The organism is Thioclava sp. JE_KL1 (genome assembly GCF_009296265.1).
GTDB lineage: Bacteria > Pseudomonadota > Alphaproteobacteria > Rhodobacterales > Rhodobacteraceae > Thioclava.
The window spans coordinates 137807-152968 of the sequence record NZ_WBJS01000007.1 but is presented as its reverse complement, the minus strand read 5'-3'; the positions used below and the strand labels follow the sequence as shown (position 1 = coordinate 152968).

At 64.1% G+C, this 15162-nt stretch carries 18 protein-coding genes; 13 read left to right on the top strand and 5 right to left on the bottom strand.

Translation table 11 applies throughout. The features are described from left to right. Nucleotides 1-14: 14 nt before the first annotated feature. Complete coding sequence (locus F8R15_RS14810) at nucleotides 15-1364, bottom strand: FliI/YscN family ATPase (RefSeq protein WP_152845109.1); 1350 nt, start codon at nucleotides 1362-1364, stop codon at nucleotides 15-17. Between the two features lie 86 nt (nucleotides 1365-1450). On the opposite strand from F8R15_RS14810, the gene F8R15_RS14805 reads away from it, so the two are divergent. The 8 genes from F8R15_RS14805 to flhB are packed head-to-tail and all read left to right on the top strand — an operon-like array spanning nucleotide 1451 to nucleotide 7687. Beyond that, entirely contained in the window at nucleotides 1451-1822 is a 372-nt protein-coding gene (locus F8R15_RS14805) for a flagellar basal body protein (RefSeq protein ID WP_198453236.1), read from the top strand. Nucleotides 1823-1843: 21 nt separating this feature from the next. Continuing rightward, nucleotides 1844-2254, top strand: coding sequence for a flagellar basal body rod protein FlgC (flgC, locus tag F8R15_RS14800; RefSeq protein WP_078522122.1), 411 nt, complete (start codon nucleotides 1844-1846; stop codon nucleotides 2252-2254). 7 nt (nucleotides 2255-2261) lie between these two features. Then, nucleotides 2262-2582, top strand: a complete 321-nt coding sequence (locus F8R15_RS14795; RefSeq protein WP_078604329.1) for a flagellar hook-basal body complex protein FliE — start codon at nucleotides 2262-2264, stop codon at nucleotides 2580-2582. 16 nt (nucleotides 2583-2598) lie between these two features. After that, entirely contained in the window at nucleotides 2599-2868 is a 270-nt protein-coding gene (gene fliQ / locus F8R15_RS14790; RefSeq protein WP_078521954.1) for a flagellar biosynthesis protein FliQ, read from the top strand. Next, nucleotides 2868-3680: a lytic transglycosylase domain-containing protein gene (locus F8R15_RS14785; protein ID WP_152845108.1), complete on the top strand. Its 813-nt coding sequence runs from the start codon at nucleotides 2868-2870 to the stop codon at nucleotides 3678-3680. The genes fliQ and F8R15_RS14785 overlap by 1 nt, the downstream gene beginning before the upstream one ends. Before the next feature lie 7 nt (nucleotides 3681-3687). Then, entirely contained in the window at nucleotides 3688-5778 is a 2091-nt protein-coding gene (gene flhA / locus F8R15_RS14780) for a flagellar biosynthesis protein FlhA (protein ID WP_152845107.1), read from the top strand. A gap of 3 nt (nucleotides 5779-5781) precedes the next feature. After that, nucleotides 5782-6543, top strand: coding sequence for a flagellar biosynthetic protein FliR (locus F8R15_RS14775; protein ID WP_368731057.1), 762 nt, complete (start codon nucleotides 5782-5784; stop codon nucleotides 6541-6543). Between the two features lie 10 nt (nucleotides 6544-6553). After that, complete coding sequence (flhB, locus tag F8R15_RS14770) at nucleotides 6554-7687, top strand: flagellar biosynthesis protein FlhB (protein ID WP_368731056.1); 1134 nt, start codon at nucleotides 6554-6556, stop codon at nucleotides 7685-7687. Between the two features lie 77 nt (nucleotides 7688-7764). Here flhB and F8R15_RS14765 read toward each other — a convergent pair whose 3' ends face one another. Genes F8R15_RS14765 through fliL form a run of 4 tightly spaced genes read right to left on the bottom strand, consistent with a single transcriptional unit; the run spans nucleotide 7765 to nucleotide 10244 of the window. Next, the gene (locus F8R15_RS14765; protein ID WP_152845105.1) at nucleotides 7765-8397 is read right to left on the bottom strand and encodes a MotE family protein; all 633 of its coding nucleotides are present in this window, start codon (nucleotides 8395-8397) and stop codon (nucleotides 7765-7767) included. Then, nucleotides 8391-8768 carry a flagellar motor switch protein gene (locus F8R15_RS14760; protein ID WP_152845104.1) on the bottom strand — a complete coding sequence of 126 codons (378 nt, stop codon included), beginning with the start codon at nucleotides 8766-8768 and terminating at the stop codon, nucleotides 8391-8393. Before F8R15_RS14760 ends, F8R15_RS14765 begins: the two co-directional genes overlap by 7 nt. Further along, complete coding sequence (locus F8R15_RS14755; RefSeq protein ID WP_152845103.1) at nucleotides 8752-9705, bottom strand: flagellar motor switch protein FliM; 954 nt, start codon at nucleotides 9703-9705, stop codon at nucleotides 8752-8754. Before F8R15_RS14755 ends, F8R15_RS14760 begins: the two co-directional genes overlap by 17 nt. A gap of 2 nt (nucleotides 9706-9707) precedes the next feature. After that, nucleotides 9708-10244 (bottom strand): flagellar basal body-associated protein FliL, encoded by a 537-nt coding sequence (gene fliL / locus F8R15_RS14750; protein WP_152845102.1) that lies wholly within the window; start codon nucleotides 10242-10244, stop codon nucleotides 9708-9710. Between the two features lie 156 nt (nucleotides 10245-10400). Here fliL and fliF point away from each other — a divergent pair, with 156 nt between their 5' ends. The 5 genes from fliF to F8R15_RS14725 all read left to right on the top strand — a co-directional run bounded on the left by fliF (nucleotide 10401) and on the right by F8R15_RS14725 (nucleotide 15147). Next, on the top strand, nucleotides 10401-12092 hold the full coding sequence (gene fliF / locus F8R15_RS14745) for a flagellar basal-body MS-ring/collar protein FliF (protein ID WP_306461404.1): 1692 nt from the start codon (nucleotides 10401-10403) through the stop codon (nucleotides 12090-12092). 1 nt (nucleotide 12093) lies between these two features. Beyond that, nucleotides 12094-12744: a FliH/SctL family protein gene (locus F8R15_RS14740; protein ID WP_152845100.1), complete on the top strand. Its 651-nt coding sequence runs from the start codon at nucleotides 12094-12096 to the stop codon at nucleotides 12742-12744. Then, nucleotides 12745-13146: a FliM/FliN family flagellar motor switch protein gene (locus F8R15_RS14735; protein ID WP_152845099.1), complete on the top strand. Its 402-nt coding sequence runs from the start codon at nucleotides 12745-12747 to the stop codon at nucleotides 13144-13146. It begins immediately after the preceding gene. 38 nt (nucleotides 13147-13184) lie between these two features. After that, nucleotides 13185-14006, top strand: coding sequence for a flagellar type III secretion system pore protein FliP (gene fliP, locus F8R15_RS14730; RefSeq protein ID WP_253732665.1), 822 nt, complete (start codon nucleotides 13185-13187; stop codon nucleotides 14004-14006). Nucleotides 14007-14130: 124 nt separating this feature from the next. Further along, nucleotides 14131-15147, top strand: coding sequence for a flagellar motor switch protein FliG (locus tag F8R15_RS14725; RefSeq protein ID WP_078521974.1), 1017 nt, complete (start codon nucleotides 14131-14133; stop codon nucleotides 15145-15147). The last annotated feature ends 15 nt before the right edge of the window (nucleotides 15148-15162 follow it).

The following is a 15162-nucleotide window of genomic DNA, read 5'->3' as shown; positions in this document are numbered from 1 at the left end:
TCAGGACCGAGGGCTTACGCGCCCTCGCCATCCACTTCTTCGGGAAGCGGCACGTCGAACCCCGCCTCCAGTAGCAGCCTGTAGGTTTCCGCGAAGGCCCGCATCGACCCAAGCTGCTCCGATTTCCGCTGCGAGAAGAACACCGTCGCGCTTTGGTGGAACCGGATCGCGGCATCGGTGTCGGGATCCGCGCCGGGGCGATAGGCGCCCACCCGGATCAGATCCTCCATATCCGCATATTTCCCCAGCGCACGCCGGGCCGCCTGCATGATGCGATACTCTGCATCCGTGTGGCAGTCAGGCAGCATCCGCGAGATGCTTTTCTGCACGTTCACCGCCGGGTAGCGGTCCTGCTCGGCGATGTGGCGGTCGAGCACGATATGGCCGTCCACGATCCCGCGCACGGTGTCGGCGATGGGCTCGTTCATGTCGTCGCCATCCACCAGAACCGTGTAGAGCCCGGTGATGTCGCCCGCCCCTTCGACGCCGGGCCCGGCCCGTTCCAGAAGATGCGGCAGCTCCGCGAAGACGGTCGGCGGATAGCCCCGGGTGGTCGGCGGCTCGCCCCCGGAGAGACCGATCTCGCGCTGCGCCATCGCGAAGCGGGTAACGGAATCGATCAGCAGCAGCACTTGCTTGCCCTGATCGCGGAAATGCTCGGCCACCGCCGTCGCAGTCCAGGCCGCCTGACGGCGCAGCAAGGGCGGCTCGTCGCCCGTCGCCACCACGACGATCGCGCGGGCCATTCCCTCGGGGCCCAGATCGTTCTGGATGAAGTCCTGCACCTCGCGGCCGCGCTCGCCCACCAGCCCGATCACGATCACATCCGTGTCGGTATTGCGCGCAAGCATCGCCATCAGGGTCGATTTCCCGACGCCCGAGCCCGCGAAGACACCCATGCGCTGGCCGCGACAGATCGGGGTGAAGATGTCGAAGACTTTGATCTGCGTCTCCAGCTTCGCGCCGACCCGCTTGCGGTCGAAGGCGCGCGGCGGGGCGGCCTTGAGGTCGCGCGCCGTCTCGCCCGGGGTCCAGCCGGTGCCCCTGCGCACCGGGCGACCCAGCGCATCCACGACCTGACCGATCCAGCTTTCATCGGGATGGATCAGATCGCCGTGCTGGTCGAGCTCGACCCGATCTCCCACCGAGACGCCATCCCAGCTGCCGAACGGCAGAACGCGGGTTCCCGCCTCGTTCAACCCGACCGCTTCCGCCAGAATCGGACCGCGCCGCCCGTGCACGATGCACCGCTGACCGATTCCCATCGCGCGTTCGAGCCCGACGACAGTCAGCGACAGGCCCGTGACCGAATGGACATGGCCGACAATTCTTGCCTCGTCGGCCTCATCAACCGCATAATTCAAGGAAGAAAAAATCGTATTCACAAGGATAAACCCTACCAATCAATTCCCATACCGATATACTATCCATGAAAACGGAGCGATCCAACGTGAAACTTGATACGATATCCTTTTTTAACCTCGCATCGGATCGGATGCAGTGGCTTGCGGCCCGCCAGAAGGTGCTGGCCGAGAACATCGCCAATGCCGACACGCCGAATTATCGCGCGCGGGATGTGACCGACTTCCAGAGCTTCCTCGAGAAGAGCGACGCGAACCGCTCGGCGGGCGGCCCGCTGCACGAAACCACGGTCGAAACCGTGGGCGGCAGCGGCGCGTGGGACAGCAGCCTCGACGGCAATGACGTGGCGCTGGAGCAGCAATCCGTGATGGCGAGCGAGAATGCCGATCAATACCGGCTGGCGGCGAACCTTTATCGCAAGGCCTATCAACTTCTCAATGCCGCCAGCGGCAAGGAATAACGCGAGGAGACAACCATGAGCATGGACCCTCTGAAATCAATCGGTGCGATCGCGGCAAGCGGGCTGCGGGCGCAGGGGGAGCGGCTGAAGGTCGTCTCCGAAAACGTGGCCAACGCGGATTCGACCGGCTCGACGCCGGGCGCGGATCCGTATCGCCGCAAGACCATCTCCTTCGGCGAGCTGGTCGATGACGCCTCGGGCGCCTCGATGGTCGATGTGACCGATGTCGGCCGCGACACGTCGGATTTCGTGCTGAAATACGACCCCGCCCATCCGGCTGCGAATGCCGAGGGCTTCGTGAAACTGCCGAACGTCAATCCGATCATCGAGATGAGCAACATGCGTGAAGCGGCGCGCAGCTACGAAGCCAACCTGAACATGCTCGAGACCGGCCGCCAGATGCGCCGCGAGATGATCGACCTTCTGAAATAGGTGAAGCATGAGCGATCCAGTCCTCTCCAATGCAGCGATCCGGGGCGCCTATGGCGCCTCGCGCAGCCTGAGCGGCGGCCCGGCCTCCGCACATGAAGCCAAATCCGCCGGGCAGAGCTTCGGCGACATGCTCAAAGGCGCCGCCGAAGAGGCGGTGCAGACGATGCGCACGGCCGATACGACCGCGCAGGCAGGTCTGACCGGGCAGGCCAGCACGCAGCAGGTTGTCGAGGCGACCATGGCGATGGAATCCACCGTCAAGGTCACGGTGGCGATGCGCGACAAGCTGGTCGAGGCCTATCAGGAAATCATGCGGATGCCGATCTGAGGCAGGCGGGGGCGACATGGAAGAAGCCGATGTCTATGCGATCATGTCGGACACGATCTGGACGATCCTTATGGGGGCCGGCCCCATTCTTGCGCTGGCGCTGATCGTCGGGCTCGGCATCGCGATCTTTCAGGCTTTGACGCAGGTTCAGGAGATGACGCTGACCTTCGTGCCGAAGATCGTCGCGATCTTCGTCGGTCTCGTGCTTGCCCTGCCCTTCATCTACGCAACGCTGTCGCACCTGTCGGACACCGTCTTCGATCTCATCATGAACGGACCCGCGTGATGGCGCGGGCGGGGTGGTTTCAATCCCTGGCCGCGCTTGCGATTGCGAGCCTCGCCACGACTGGCCCCGCACGGGCCGAAGGCTGGGCGGGGTTCTACACCTCGAGCCGCCCGAGCGTGCCCGAGGCAACGATGCCCCTCCCCTCCACCTTCGGCAATGACCAGCAATGCCTGCGCCAGATTTTCGCGGCGCAGGACCGCTACGGAATCCCCGACAACCTGCTGCTCGCGATCGGGCTGCAGGAGGCTGGGTTTCGCAACGAAGGGCGCCTGACCGTCTGGCCGTGGAGCGTCAACGCCGCGGGTGAGGGCCGGATTTTCGACAGCCGCGAGGCGGCGATGGCGTGGGTGCGCCAGAAACAGGCCGCGGGCGTCTCCTCGATCGATACGGGCTGCATGCAGGTGAACCGCAAATGGCACCCGGACGCCTTCGACTCGCTGGCGCAGTCCTTCGATCCGGCGGCGAATGTGGATTATGCCGCGCGATTTCTGGTCGATCTGCACCGGCGGACGGGGGATTGGTGGATTGCCGCGGGCTCGTATCATTCTTTCACGCCAGAGGCGCGCCAGACCTATCTGACCGCGCTGAAACGCAATCTCGCGGTCGCGCAGAAACGCGGCGACTATTTCGTCCAGCTCGCGGGGGCCGCCCCCGTGGACACGCCCGCGCCGAGCACCTCGCCGCGCCCCGCGCGCCGGAAACTGCCTGTCTTCTGGTCGGCCGACCTGACGGCGGATCAGGACATGCGGCTGTCGATCTATTCGACCAACGACCTGCAACCCGTGCTTCCCAATTTCACGCGAACGAATTGAGCGAGCGATGAGCCAAAATCAGACCAGTTTCGGCAAGAACCTCGTAGGGCTTGGCATCAAGAACCGCGATATCGGCTTCGCGATTGGCGTGACGCTGATCCTCGGGATGCTGTTCGTTCCGCTGCCGCCAATCATCCTCGATTTCGGCCTCGCGATTTCGCTGTCGCTGTCGGTGCTGATCCTGATGGTGGCGCTGTGGATCCCGAAGCCGCTGGAATTCAACTCCTTCCCGACGCTGCTGCTGGTCGTCACGATGCTGCGGCTGTCGCTCAACATCTCCTCGACGCGGCTCATTCTCAGCCAGGGCCATACCGGGCCCGGCGCGGCGGGCGGCGTCATCGAAGGGTTCTCGCGCTTCATCGTGGGCGGGGATTTCGTGATCGGGATCGTGATCTTCGCGATCCTCGTGGTGATCAACTTCGTCGTCATCACCAAGGGCTCGACCCGGATCGCCGAGGTCTCCGCGCGGTTCTCGCTCGACGCGATGCCGGGCAAGCAGATGGCGATCGACGCCGATCTCGGTGCCGGGCTGATCGACGAGGTTGAGGCCAAGCGCCGCCGCAAGGAGCTGGAGGACGAGAGCGGCTTCTTCGGCGCGATGGACGGTGCGTCGAAATTCGTGCGCGGCGACGCGGTGGCGGGGATCATCATCACGCTGATCAATGTCGTCGGCGGCATCCTGATCGGCGTCGTCCAGCACGGGCTGAGCGTCTCTCAGGCGGCGGGCAATTACACCGTTCTGACGATCGGCGACGGCCTCGTGACACAGATCCCCGCGCTGGTGGTCTCGCTGGCGGCAGGCCTGATCGTCACGAAAGGCGGCACCGAAGGCGCGGCGAACGAGGCGGTGCTGGGGCAGCTTTCGAACTTCCCCAAGGCGCTCTACATGGCGGCGGTGCTGCTGTTCGGGATCGGCCTGCTGCCCGGCTTCCCGATCGTGGTGTTTTTCGCGCTGGCCGGGCTGCTCGCCGGGCTGGGCTATGTGATGCAGGAACAGGCCGCCCTGCGCGCCAGCGACGCGGCGGCGGCGGAAGCCCGCGCGGCCCAGATGGAAGTGACCTCGGCCGAGACGACGCAGCAGCAGCTCAAGCTCGACGAGCTGCGCCTCAGCCTCGGCGCAGGGCTGGTGCCGCTGATCTCGAGCATGGATGCCGCCCTGCCTGGCAAGGTTAAAAGCCTGCGCAACCTCTTCATGAAGGATTACGGCTTCGTCCTGCCCTCGGTGCGCATCAAGGACGACCCGATGCTGCCGACGAACAGCTATTCGATCCTCGTACAGGGCGTCGAAGCGGCGAAAGGCGAGCTGCGTCCCAATCTGGTGATGGTGATCGACCCGTCCGGCGATCAGGTGAAGCTGCCCGGCGAGCGGATCAAGGAGCCCACCTTCGGGCTGAGCGCGGTCTGGATCGATCCGGCGCGCGCCTCCGAGGCCGAACAGCAGGGTCATACGGTCGTCGACCCCGAGAGCGTGATCACCACCCACCTCACCGAGATCATCAAGGAGCATATGTCCGAACTGCTCACCTATGGCGCGGTGAAGAAGCTTCTGGCCGAGCTGGACCGGGACTACCAGAAACTCGCGAGCGACATCTCCAACTCCGCGCCGGAGATTCTGCTGCAACAGGTGCTGCAATCGCTGCTGGCCGAGCGGATCTCGATCCGCAACCTGCCGCTGATCATCGAGGCGGTGGCCGAGGCCGCGCCGTCGAGCACCAACCCCGCCGTAATCACCGAGCGGGTCCGCGCCCGCCTTGCGAACCAGATCTGCCGCGCGCTGGCGGATGGTTCGGGCTTCGTGCCGGTGCTGACCATGTCGGGGGCATGGGAGCATGAATTCGGCGAGGCGGTGAAGATCAACGGCAAGGACCGGACCTTCCTGATGTCGCCGCAGCGCGTGCAGGAATTCGTGCTGGAAGCGCGTCAGGAAATCCAGCGCCACGCGGCACGCGACGAATGGCCCGCGCTGATGGTCGCGCCGGAAGTGCGTGGCTATGTCCGCTCGATGCTCGAACGCGTGAGCCCGATGACGCAGGTGATCTCGCATAACGAGGTGCACCGGAAGGCCGCGATGAAGACGGTCGGGACGATCGGGGCCTGACGGGTGAGCGGGCTCAGCGCATTTCTCGACGGGCAGCTCTTCGGCTACTTCATCGTGTTTGCCCGACTGGGCAGCGCACTGATGTTCATGCCGGGCTTCGGCGAGATGCAGGTGCCGACCCGCAGCCGTCTGGCGATGGCGGTGGTGTTCAGCCTCGCGCTTTACCCCGCGACGCCGGTGATGCCGATGCAGCCCGACAATCTCGTGACATTTGCCATCTACCTTGGCCTCGAGGTGACCACTGGCCTCTGGATCGGGCTGACCGCGCGGGTGCTGTTCAGCGCTCTGCAATTCGCGGGCCATCAGGCCGGGCAGGTCTCGGGCCTCGCCAATGCGTTCGCGCCGAGCCTCGGCTCATTCGAGGGCTCCACCATGATCGCGAGTTTCCTGCTGATCTCCGGCGTTGCGCTGATCTTCGTCACGAATACGCATCACATCATCATCCGTGCGCTACTCTATTCCTACGACGTCTTCCCGCCGGGCACGCTGCTGCTGGGCGACATGGCGAAGCAGATCGTCAAAGCCGCGTCTGCCAGCCTCTATATCGGGGCGGCGATCGCTGCGCCCTTCTTCGTCATGGGGCTGATCTTCAATCTCGGGATGGGGCTTGCGAACCGGATGATGCCCGCGCTGCCAGTCTTCTTCGTCGCAGCGCCTGCGCTAATCGCGTCGGGCCTGCTGATCCTCGCGGCGGCCTCGCCCAGCATGCTGCATGTCTTCCTCGGCCAGTTCACCGACTGGCTCGGCACTTTCGTCATACCCTAAGGAGTGCGCCGTGGCCGAAGGCGACGAACAGGACAAATCCTCCAAGACCGAAGAGCCGACAGACAAGCGGCTGAAATCGGCTCGCGAGAAAGGCGATGTTCCCTCCTCGCGCGAGACCGGCAACATGATGTCGGTCTTCTCGCTGCTGATGATCGTGGTGTTCATCCTTCCGGTCGTCGCGGGCCGGGCGATGACGTCGCTCGGTCAGGTCTTCGCCGGGGCGGGCCAGGTGACGATCGGCCAGGGATCGGCAGGTGCGCGCGATATTGGCGACATCCTCAGCCTGCTTTTCAGCGAGATCGCGGGATGGGCCGCCCCGATCTTCGGGGTGATGCTTCTAGCCGCGGTTTTCGGCGTGTTGATCCAGGGCGAAACCGTGGTCTCGTCCGAGCGCATGAAGCCGAAACTGTCGAAGCTCTCGCCGCTCGGGGGGCTCAAGAAGATGTTCTCGCCCGGCGCGCTGGTCGAATTCGCGAAAAGCATCACCAAGGTTCTGGTCATCGGCGCGCTGGCGCTCTGGGTCGCCAAACGCGCGGTCACCGGGATCTGGCAGGGCGAGAATTTCCTGCCAGAGCATATCCCGAGCTACGCGGCTCATTGGGCGAGCTGGCTGCTGAGCGCGGCGATGGTTTTTCTCGTGCCGATCACCATCGGCGATATCATCTGGAAACGGTTCGAATGGCGGCGCAAGCTGCGCATGTCACTCAAGGAAATCCGTGACGAGATGAAGGATTCCGAGGGCGATCCGCAGATCAAGGGCCGCCGCGCCGAGATCGCGCGCCAGCGGGCCCGTCAACGCATGGCGCAGGCGGTGCCGACCGCGAGCGTGATCGTGACGAACCCGACGCATTACGCCGTGGCGCTGAAATATGAACAGGGCAGCGACGCCGCGCCGGTCTGCGTCGCGAAAGGGGCCGATGCCGTGGCTGCCCGCATCCGCCAGATCGCGCGCGAGAACGAGGTGCCGATCGTCGAGAACAAGCCCCTCGCCCGGACGCTTCACGCCACGATCGACGTGGATGACACGGTGCCGGTCGAGCATTGGCAGGCGGTCGCGGAGATCATCGGCTACGTCATGGACCTGCGCCGCAACATTCGCCGTGCGCCGCCGAAGGGCTCGGTTTTGCGGGTCGACGAAGATTAAAAAAGGGGGCTGCGCGCCCCCTTTCCCCAATCAGCAACAACTGCGCCGCGATGCACGGAGCATGACGCCCGCGCGGTTCAGTTGAGCTTGACGTTCACCAGCTTCTGGTCGCCCGGCAGCTTCGAGCGCTCGAGAATGATCTTGGAGACCGCCCGCGCGCGCACCGGGTTCATCTCGGCCATGATCGGGGCGACGTCGCGCTCCTTCATCGTGGCCAGCACCATGACCGTCACCTCGATATCGAGGTCGTTCATGATCGACGCCGCCGCCGCGGGCTTCATGTTCTTGTAGATCGACACGAGGCGATCGACGTCGTCGCTATGCGATTTGTCGACCTTGTCGAGCAGCTTGGTCACCTTGTCCTTCAACTCGGTCAGATGCTGCGACTGGGTGTCGAGCCCCTGCTTGGCAAGCTCGATCTCGGCGCTGCGGGCGTCGAGTTTCTTCTTCTGCTCGGCGAGGAGGTCACGTTCCTGCCGCACGGACATCAACAGATCTTCCGGCGTCGGTCCACAGCCGCCGGTCGCATCGGCGGAGGCATCGCGCGCCGGCGTCGCGGCGGCGTCCTTTTCCGCCCCGCTTGCGAGCGCGGCCTGCAACAGCGAATCCGGGAACGGGATCATGTCGGAGGGAAGGCTGGTCGCGAGTTTAGCACCGCCAGAGAGGAGCAATACGCCCACGAGAACCTGAAGCGGACGGCCCTTCACCATTGGCCCTGCGCCTCCCGGCGCACGCGGGTCTGCTCGAAGAAGCTTTTCACCAGCTCGGCCTTGCCGGTCACACGGGTCAGCCCCATCGGCGCTTTCGGCGCGGCACGGCGCGAGTTGAAGGTCAGGGCGGGCGCGGCCTCTTGCGCGGCTGACGGTTCGGGCGCCGGCGCTTTCTGCGCCTCGGCGACCGCGTCCTTCATCTCCTCGACGGAGAGTTGCGACTTGTCCACGGCCGCGGAGAAGGCCGCGACGAGCGGCTCCATCTCTTCGAGAACGAGCATGAGCTTTTTCACCCGCCGCGTGATGACCACGCCATAGGCCATCAGCCCGGCAAGAGACACGAGAATAATCGCGTTAATCAGCATCGACATCATTGCTCCACTCGTCCTTTCCCATGAGGTTCGCGGTCACTTTCAGTGCCATCGACCCGTTTTGCTTCTTGCCCATTTCGCCTTCGAGAACCGGGCTCCCAGCACAGAGCAACAGGACCGGATGGCTGTCGTCGATCCGCAGATCGAGCGTGTCCCCGACTTTCCAGTCCAGAATCTCGCGCATCGGCACCACCAGCTCGTGCAGCTGCGCGGTAAGCGCCACCGACGACCCTTCGATCTTCTGTTTCAGCTGCGTGCGCCACGAGCTATCCGCGCCGAGCCGATCCCCGAAGAAAATCTTGGTGAGCAGCGGGCGCACCGGCTCGAGCGTCGCATAGGGCAGGATCAGGTGGACCTCGCCATCATAGCCGTCGAGACTGACCTTGAGCGGCACGCGGACCGTCGGGCTGTTGGGCTGGGCGATATTGGCGAATTGCGGATTGCTCTCCATCCGGTCGACCTGGAATGAGACTTCGCAAATCTGCCGGAAACCCACCGCCATATCGGCAAGGATACGTTCGGCGACCTGCTCGCCCATTCGGCGCTCGATCGTGGTGAAACCGTGCTTGGCATCCTTCGCCCGGCCCGACGGCTGTCCGCCTAGCATCAGTTCGAGCGCGGAGAACAGGAAGACCGGATCTTGCGAAAGGATAAACTGGTCATCCCAGGGATCGGCCTGCGCAACCGCGATCAAACCATGTTTGGGCAGGCTTTTCATCGCGTCGGCGAAGGGCAGGTATTCGACCTCGCCCAGTGTTACATCCAGCACCGAGCCGGTCAGCGATTTAAGCGAGCTGGAGAAGGACAGAACGAAGCGTTCGAAGATCACGTCCAGCATCGGCAGACGCTCGTAATTGAGCATCGACATGCGGATGATCTCGTCTTCGACCTCTGCCGTTGTCGTGGCCGCCCTCGCCATGTCCGCCTGTTCCGCCATCGTCACTGCACCACCAGATCGCTGATGAGAATTTCGCTCGGCGTGTCGTCGCCCACGACCGCGCGGGCGCGCTTGAGCAGTTCCGCCTTGAGCTTGATGAGGCCGATGCTGCCGCGCAGATCCTCGACCGTCATCTGACGCAGGAACCCGGTGAAGGTGTCGCGGATGAAGGGTTTCTTCTCGGCCATCTTGGCCTCGGCATCCGGCGATTCGGGATAGACCAGCGCGAGGTGAATCTTGAGGTAGCGCGCAGCGGGCGTGCCGTCTGCGGTCGTCTCGGTGATGTTCACCACGATGTCGTCGAAATCCAGCAGCGCATCCGCGCCAGCAGCGCCCGAGGCCCCATGCCCGGCCGATTCTGCAGCGGATCCCCCGGTGAGCGCCGAGACGCCGCCGAAGGCCACGAAGCCACCGCAGAACATGGCGACGACCGCGAGCGCACCCGCCGCCATGACGAGACGCTTATGGTCGCGCAAGGTCCGCCAGCGCGTTTCGGGTGCCTCGGCAACCTCTTCTTCATCAATGGCCGCATCAATCATCGGCTATCGCGCCTCTCTTCGTCGAATTTAAAGATAAAATCCGATCTCAACTGGATGTCGTGAAGTATATACATCCGCACTTTACTTGCAATACAAAGATAGAATAGCCTCTACAGGATCAATTAAGAATAACTGGTGTTCGCCGTGCAGCAATTCTTGCAGAACCTTCAATCCTTAGGACGGCGCAAGCTCCTGATGCTTGGGGCTGTCGGTGTCGTCAGCGTTCTCGCGCTGGTCTTCGGCCTCTCGGTCGTGACGGCCCCGAGCTACAAGCTGCTCTACAGCCAGCTTTCACCCTCCAGCGCCGCGGGAATCGTCGACACGCTCGAACAGGCAGGGTTCAAGACGCAACTATCCGCGGATGGCAGCGCGGTGTCGGTGCCCGAGGGCGATATCGCCCGCGCCCGAATGGCATTGGCCGAGAAGAATCTGCCCGTGGATGGTGAACCCGGCTGGGAGCTGTTCGACAATGCGAGCGGCTTCGGCATGAACACCTTCATGCAGCATGTGAACCGGCTGCGCGCGATGGAGGGCGAGCTGGCGCGCTCGATCCAGACCATCGACGGGGTGCGCAGCGCCCGCGTCCATCTGGTTCTGCCCGAACGCGAAGCCTTCTCGCGCACCAGCCCCGATCCGAGCGCGAGCGTCATCGTGCGCGCCGCCTCTTCTCGCGGGATCAGCCGCAAGGAAGCGCTGGCGATTCGCAATTTGATCGCGGCGGCGGTGCCCAATCTCGACGGCAACCGGGTGACCGTACTCTCGGCCAGCGGCGAGACGATCCTTGCGGAGAACTCCGATGCGGCCGGGCAAGCGACGCTCCAGTCGAACAAGGCCGCGACCGAAGACCGGATGGCGCGCTCGATCGAGCAGATCCTGACGGCGCGCGTCGGTGCGGGCAACGCCCGCGTGCAGGTCAATGTCGACCTGTCCAACCAGCGCGAAGTCGTGGTGCAGCAAAGCTTCGACCCCGATCAGCAGGTCGTTCGCTCCACCCAGAACAATGCCGAGCAGCAGAAGGGCGTGCAGAACGGCGATTCCGGCGTGAACACCGGCAACAACATCCCCGGCGCGCTTGGCGGTCCGGGTGCGAGCAGCACGACCGACAGCCGCAGCAAGAACGGCGAGTCGGTGCAATACGAGATCGGCAACACCCGGCGCGAGACCACGACCGAAGCCGGTGCGGTGCAACGCGTCTCGGTCGCCGTGCTGGTGAACGGCATCTACAACGTGCAGGACGACGGCTCGCTGAAATACGAACAGCGCTCGCCGGAAGAAATCGCCCGCCTTACTGCGCTGGTGAAATCGGCGATCGGCTACGACCAGAACCGCGGCGATACCGTCTCCGTCGATAGCCTGCGCTTCATCGATTACTCGATGGAGGTCGGCGGCCCGGTTGGCCCGACGCTGATGCAGCGCCTGTCGAACAATATCGTCTCGATCCTGCGCTGGGTCTTCGCCCTGCTGATCGTGGTCGCGGTGCTTGTCTTCGGTCTGCGCCCCCTGCTGAACCGGGCCGACCGCGAACGCGCTCGGCTGAGCGAGGCGCCCGGCGCCGGGGCGCTCGCAGCCCCCGAGGGCGAGGCGGAAGCAGCGGCGCCGGCGAGCAACAACCTGCCCGCAACGCCCGCCAACGCCGTCGCACCCCGCACGCAGGAGGCCGCCGAGCCCGCAGCCCCCGTCCAACGTGCGGAGCGCTACGACCCCGCCGGGGATGATGAACTGATCACCAATTTCGCGATCAGCGGTGCGATCCTGAAACGCAAGGTCTCCGCGATCCAGAAGATCGCCGAAGACGAGCCGCAAGAGGCCCTGAAGGTCCTGCGTGGCTGGCTGTTGAACGAGGCGTGAGATGACGGTTTTCCAGCGCGATTTCGATGAAGAGCTGCAGGCGGAAGATGCCCGCCGCGCCGCCGAACGGCTGAAAGTGTTCACCCAGGCCGATCTCGATGCCGCAGCGGCGGCTGCGCGCGCCGAGGGGTTCGAGGCGGGCCGTGCGCAGGGCCGCAACGAGGCCAGCGCCGAGATCATGGCCTCGCTCGAGGCGCGCCAGACCGAGGCGTTGGAGAAATTCGCCCCTGAGATCGCGACGCTTCTGGGCAATCAGTTCGCCCATCAGGCCGCTCTGGAGCGGCACCTTTGCGGCTTCGCGCTGCGCGTTTGCGAGAAGGTCTTTCCCGAATTCATCGAGAACTGCTCGACCGCGCGGGTCGAGACGCAGATCCGGCGGGCGATGGAAATCGCGCTGCGCAAACCGAGCCTCACGATCCGCCTCTCCCCTGCCAATGTCGCGGGGCTGACACCGGTGATCGAGGCCAGCGCCGGGCCGAACAGCCCCGCCCTGAACATCGTCGCGGACCCGGCGCTTGCCGATGGCGACATCCATGCCGACTGGGATGACGGCGTGATGGATTACAGCTTCGAGTCGGTCTGCCGCAGCATCCTCATCGCTCTGCGCCAGACCGTCTCCCCCCAAGCCACACCAATCAGGAAAGCCGTGTAAATGTCCGACAACGATACGCCCGAATCCACGCAACCGCCTGAGACGCCGGAAACCGAAGCGCAGCCGACGCAGGACGAAGCCCGCGCTGCGGCCGCGGAGAGTCTGTTGCACAGCCTCGCCAACAAGCAGGCCGCGAGCGACGGTGACGGGCAGAACGTCAACGCGATGCTCAATGTCGGGCTCTCGGTTCAGATCGTTCTGGGCCAGAGCCGCATCCCGATCTCGCAGCTGCTCAACCTCAGCCGCGGTTCAGTCATCGAGCTGGAGAAAAAGATCGGCGAGCCGGTGGACGTGGTGATCAATGACCGGCTCGTCGCGCGCGGCGATCTGGTGAAGGTGGGCGAGAACCGCCTCGGCGTCACCCTGACCGAGATCGTCAAAGACTACGTCCCGACACGATGACCACCCTCGCGAAGCGATCTTTGACAGTGAAGGCTGGCCTGCCGCTCTTCGTCCTGACCCTCGCCGCGTCGCTCGCGTTCAGCGGCGGCGCCGAGGCGCAGGAGGCGGGCGGCTTGCTTGGCGATCTGGCGCAGGGGCTCAACAACGCCGCCCCGGGCAGCGACGCCGCGGCCAGCCTGAGCGGGCGGATCATCCAGCTGATCGCGCTGATGACCGTGCTCAGCATCGCGCCGGGCGTCCTCGTCGTCATGACCAGCTTCACCCGCTTCGTGATCGTCTTCTCGATGCTGCGCTCCGCTCTGGGGCTGAACCAGACGCCGCCGAACATGGTGCTGAGCGCGATGGCGCTGTTCATGACCTTCTTCGTGATGCAGCCGGTCTTCGACGATGCCTGGACCGGCGGGCTGCGGCCGCTTCTGAACAACACGGTGACCGAGGAACAGGCGCTCGTCGGGATCGGCGCGCCGTTCAAGGCCTTCATGTTTGCCAATACGCGCCCGAAGGATCTGAAGCTCTTCGCCGATCTCGTCCGCGACAACGAAGCTGGGCAAAACGCCGAACCCACGCCCGAGACGCCCGCCCCCGCAACAGCGGAGGAGGCGAGCTGGCGCACCCTTGTCCCTGCCTTCATGATCTCCGAACTGCGGCGCGCCTTCACGATCGGCTTCCTGATCTACCTGCCCTTCATCGCGATCGACCTCATCGTCGCCTCGGTGCTGATGAGTGCGGGCATGATGATGTTGCCGCCGGTGATGATCTCGCTGCCCTTCAAGGTGATCTTCTTCGTGCTGATCGACGGCTGGTACATGCTCGCAGGCAGCATGATGCAATCCTATGTTGCCTATGGCGGGGGCGGCTAAGCCTCGGCGCCGTCCCTATCCTTAGAAAATGCTTCACGCAAAAGAATAGCGCGCGATCCTGATTGAGAATACAAGGATAGACTGCTATTCTTGCCGAGACCTCAAAACAGATCGAGCGCCGACGATGAAAACCTCCCGGGATTACAAGAAACTCCGCGGCCCCGAGAAGGCGGCAATCCTTTTCCTCTGCCTTGGGGAGAAGCATGGCGCCGGGCTGATGCAGAGGCTCGACGATTACGACATCCACTCGATCACCCACGCGATCTCGTCTTTGGGCACGATTCCCGCCGATGTCGTGGAAGAGGTGATGAGCGAGTTCATGGAAACCGCAGGCGATGGCGGCGGTATCGTCGGGTCGATGGAAATGGCGCAAAGCATGCTCAAAGGCTTCCTGCCCGAGGATCGGGTGAGCGACATCATGCAGGAGATCCAGGGCCCGCTGGTGGGTCGCAATATCTGGGAGAACTTCTCTGCGCTCAACGAACAGGTCATCGCCAATTACCTGAAGGAAGAGCACGATCAGACGGTCGCGGCGATCCTGAGCAAGGTGAAGCCCGAGGTGGCCTCGAAGGTGCTGCCGCTTTTGGGCGAGGAGCGCATGATGGAGGTGCTGGAGCGGATGATCGGCATCGACACTGTCCCGCGCTATGTCTTCCAGAATATCGAGGAGACGCTGCAGAAAGAGTTCATGAGCTCGGCGACGCGCAACACCGGGCCGGACCCGCAGCAGCGCATGGCCGATCTCTTCAACAAGCTCGACAGCAAGCTGTTCGACGACATCACCCAGCGTCTGGAGAAGCGCATCCCGGATGCCTTCGGCGCAATCAAAGCGAAGATGTTCACCTTCGACGATCTGTGCAAGCTCGACCAGCAGAGCCTCGTCAAAGTCATGCGCGGGGTCGAAGGGCAAACGCTTCCGCTCGCCTTGCGCGGGGCCAAGAAAGAGGTACGCGATTACTTCCTGAGCGCCCTGCCCGCCCGCTCGCGCGACATGCTGAACGAGGAAATGACTGCGATGGGCCCAGTGCGCGGGCGCGAAGTGCAAGAGGCGCAATCGGCGCTGGTGGACTATGCGTTGGAGCTGTCGCGCGACGACGAAATCCGCATCCCGCTCGACGATGACGACGTGATTATCGACTGAGGTGAGCCGCGATAC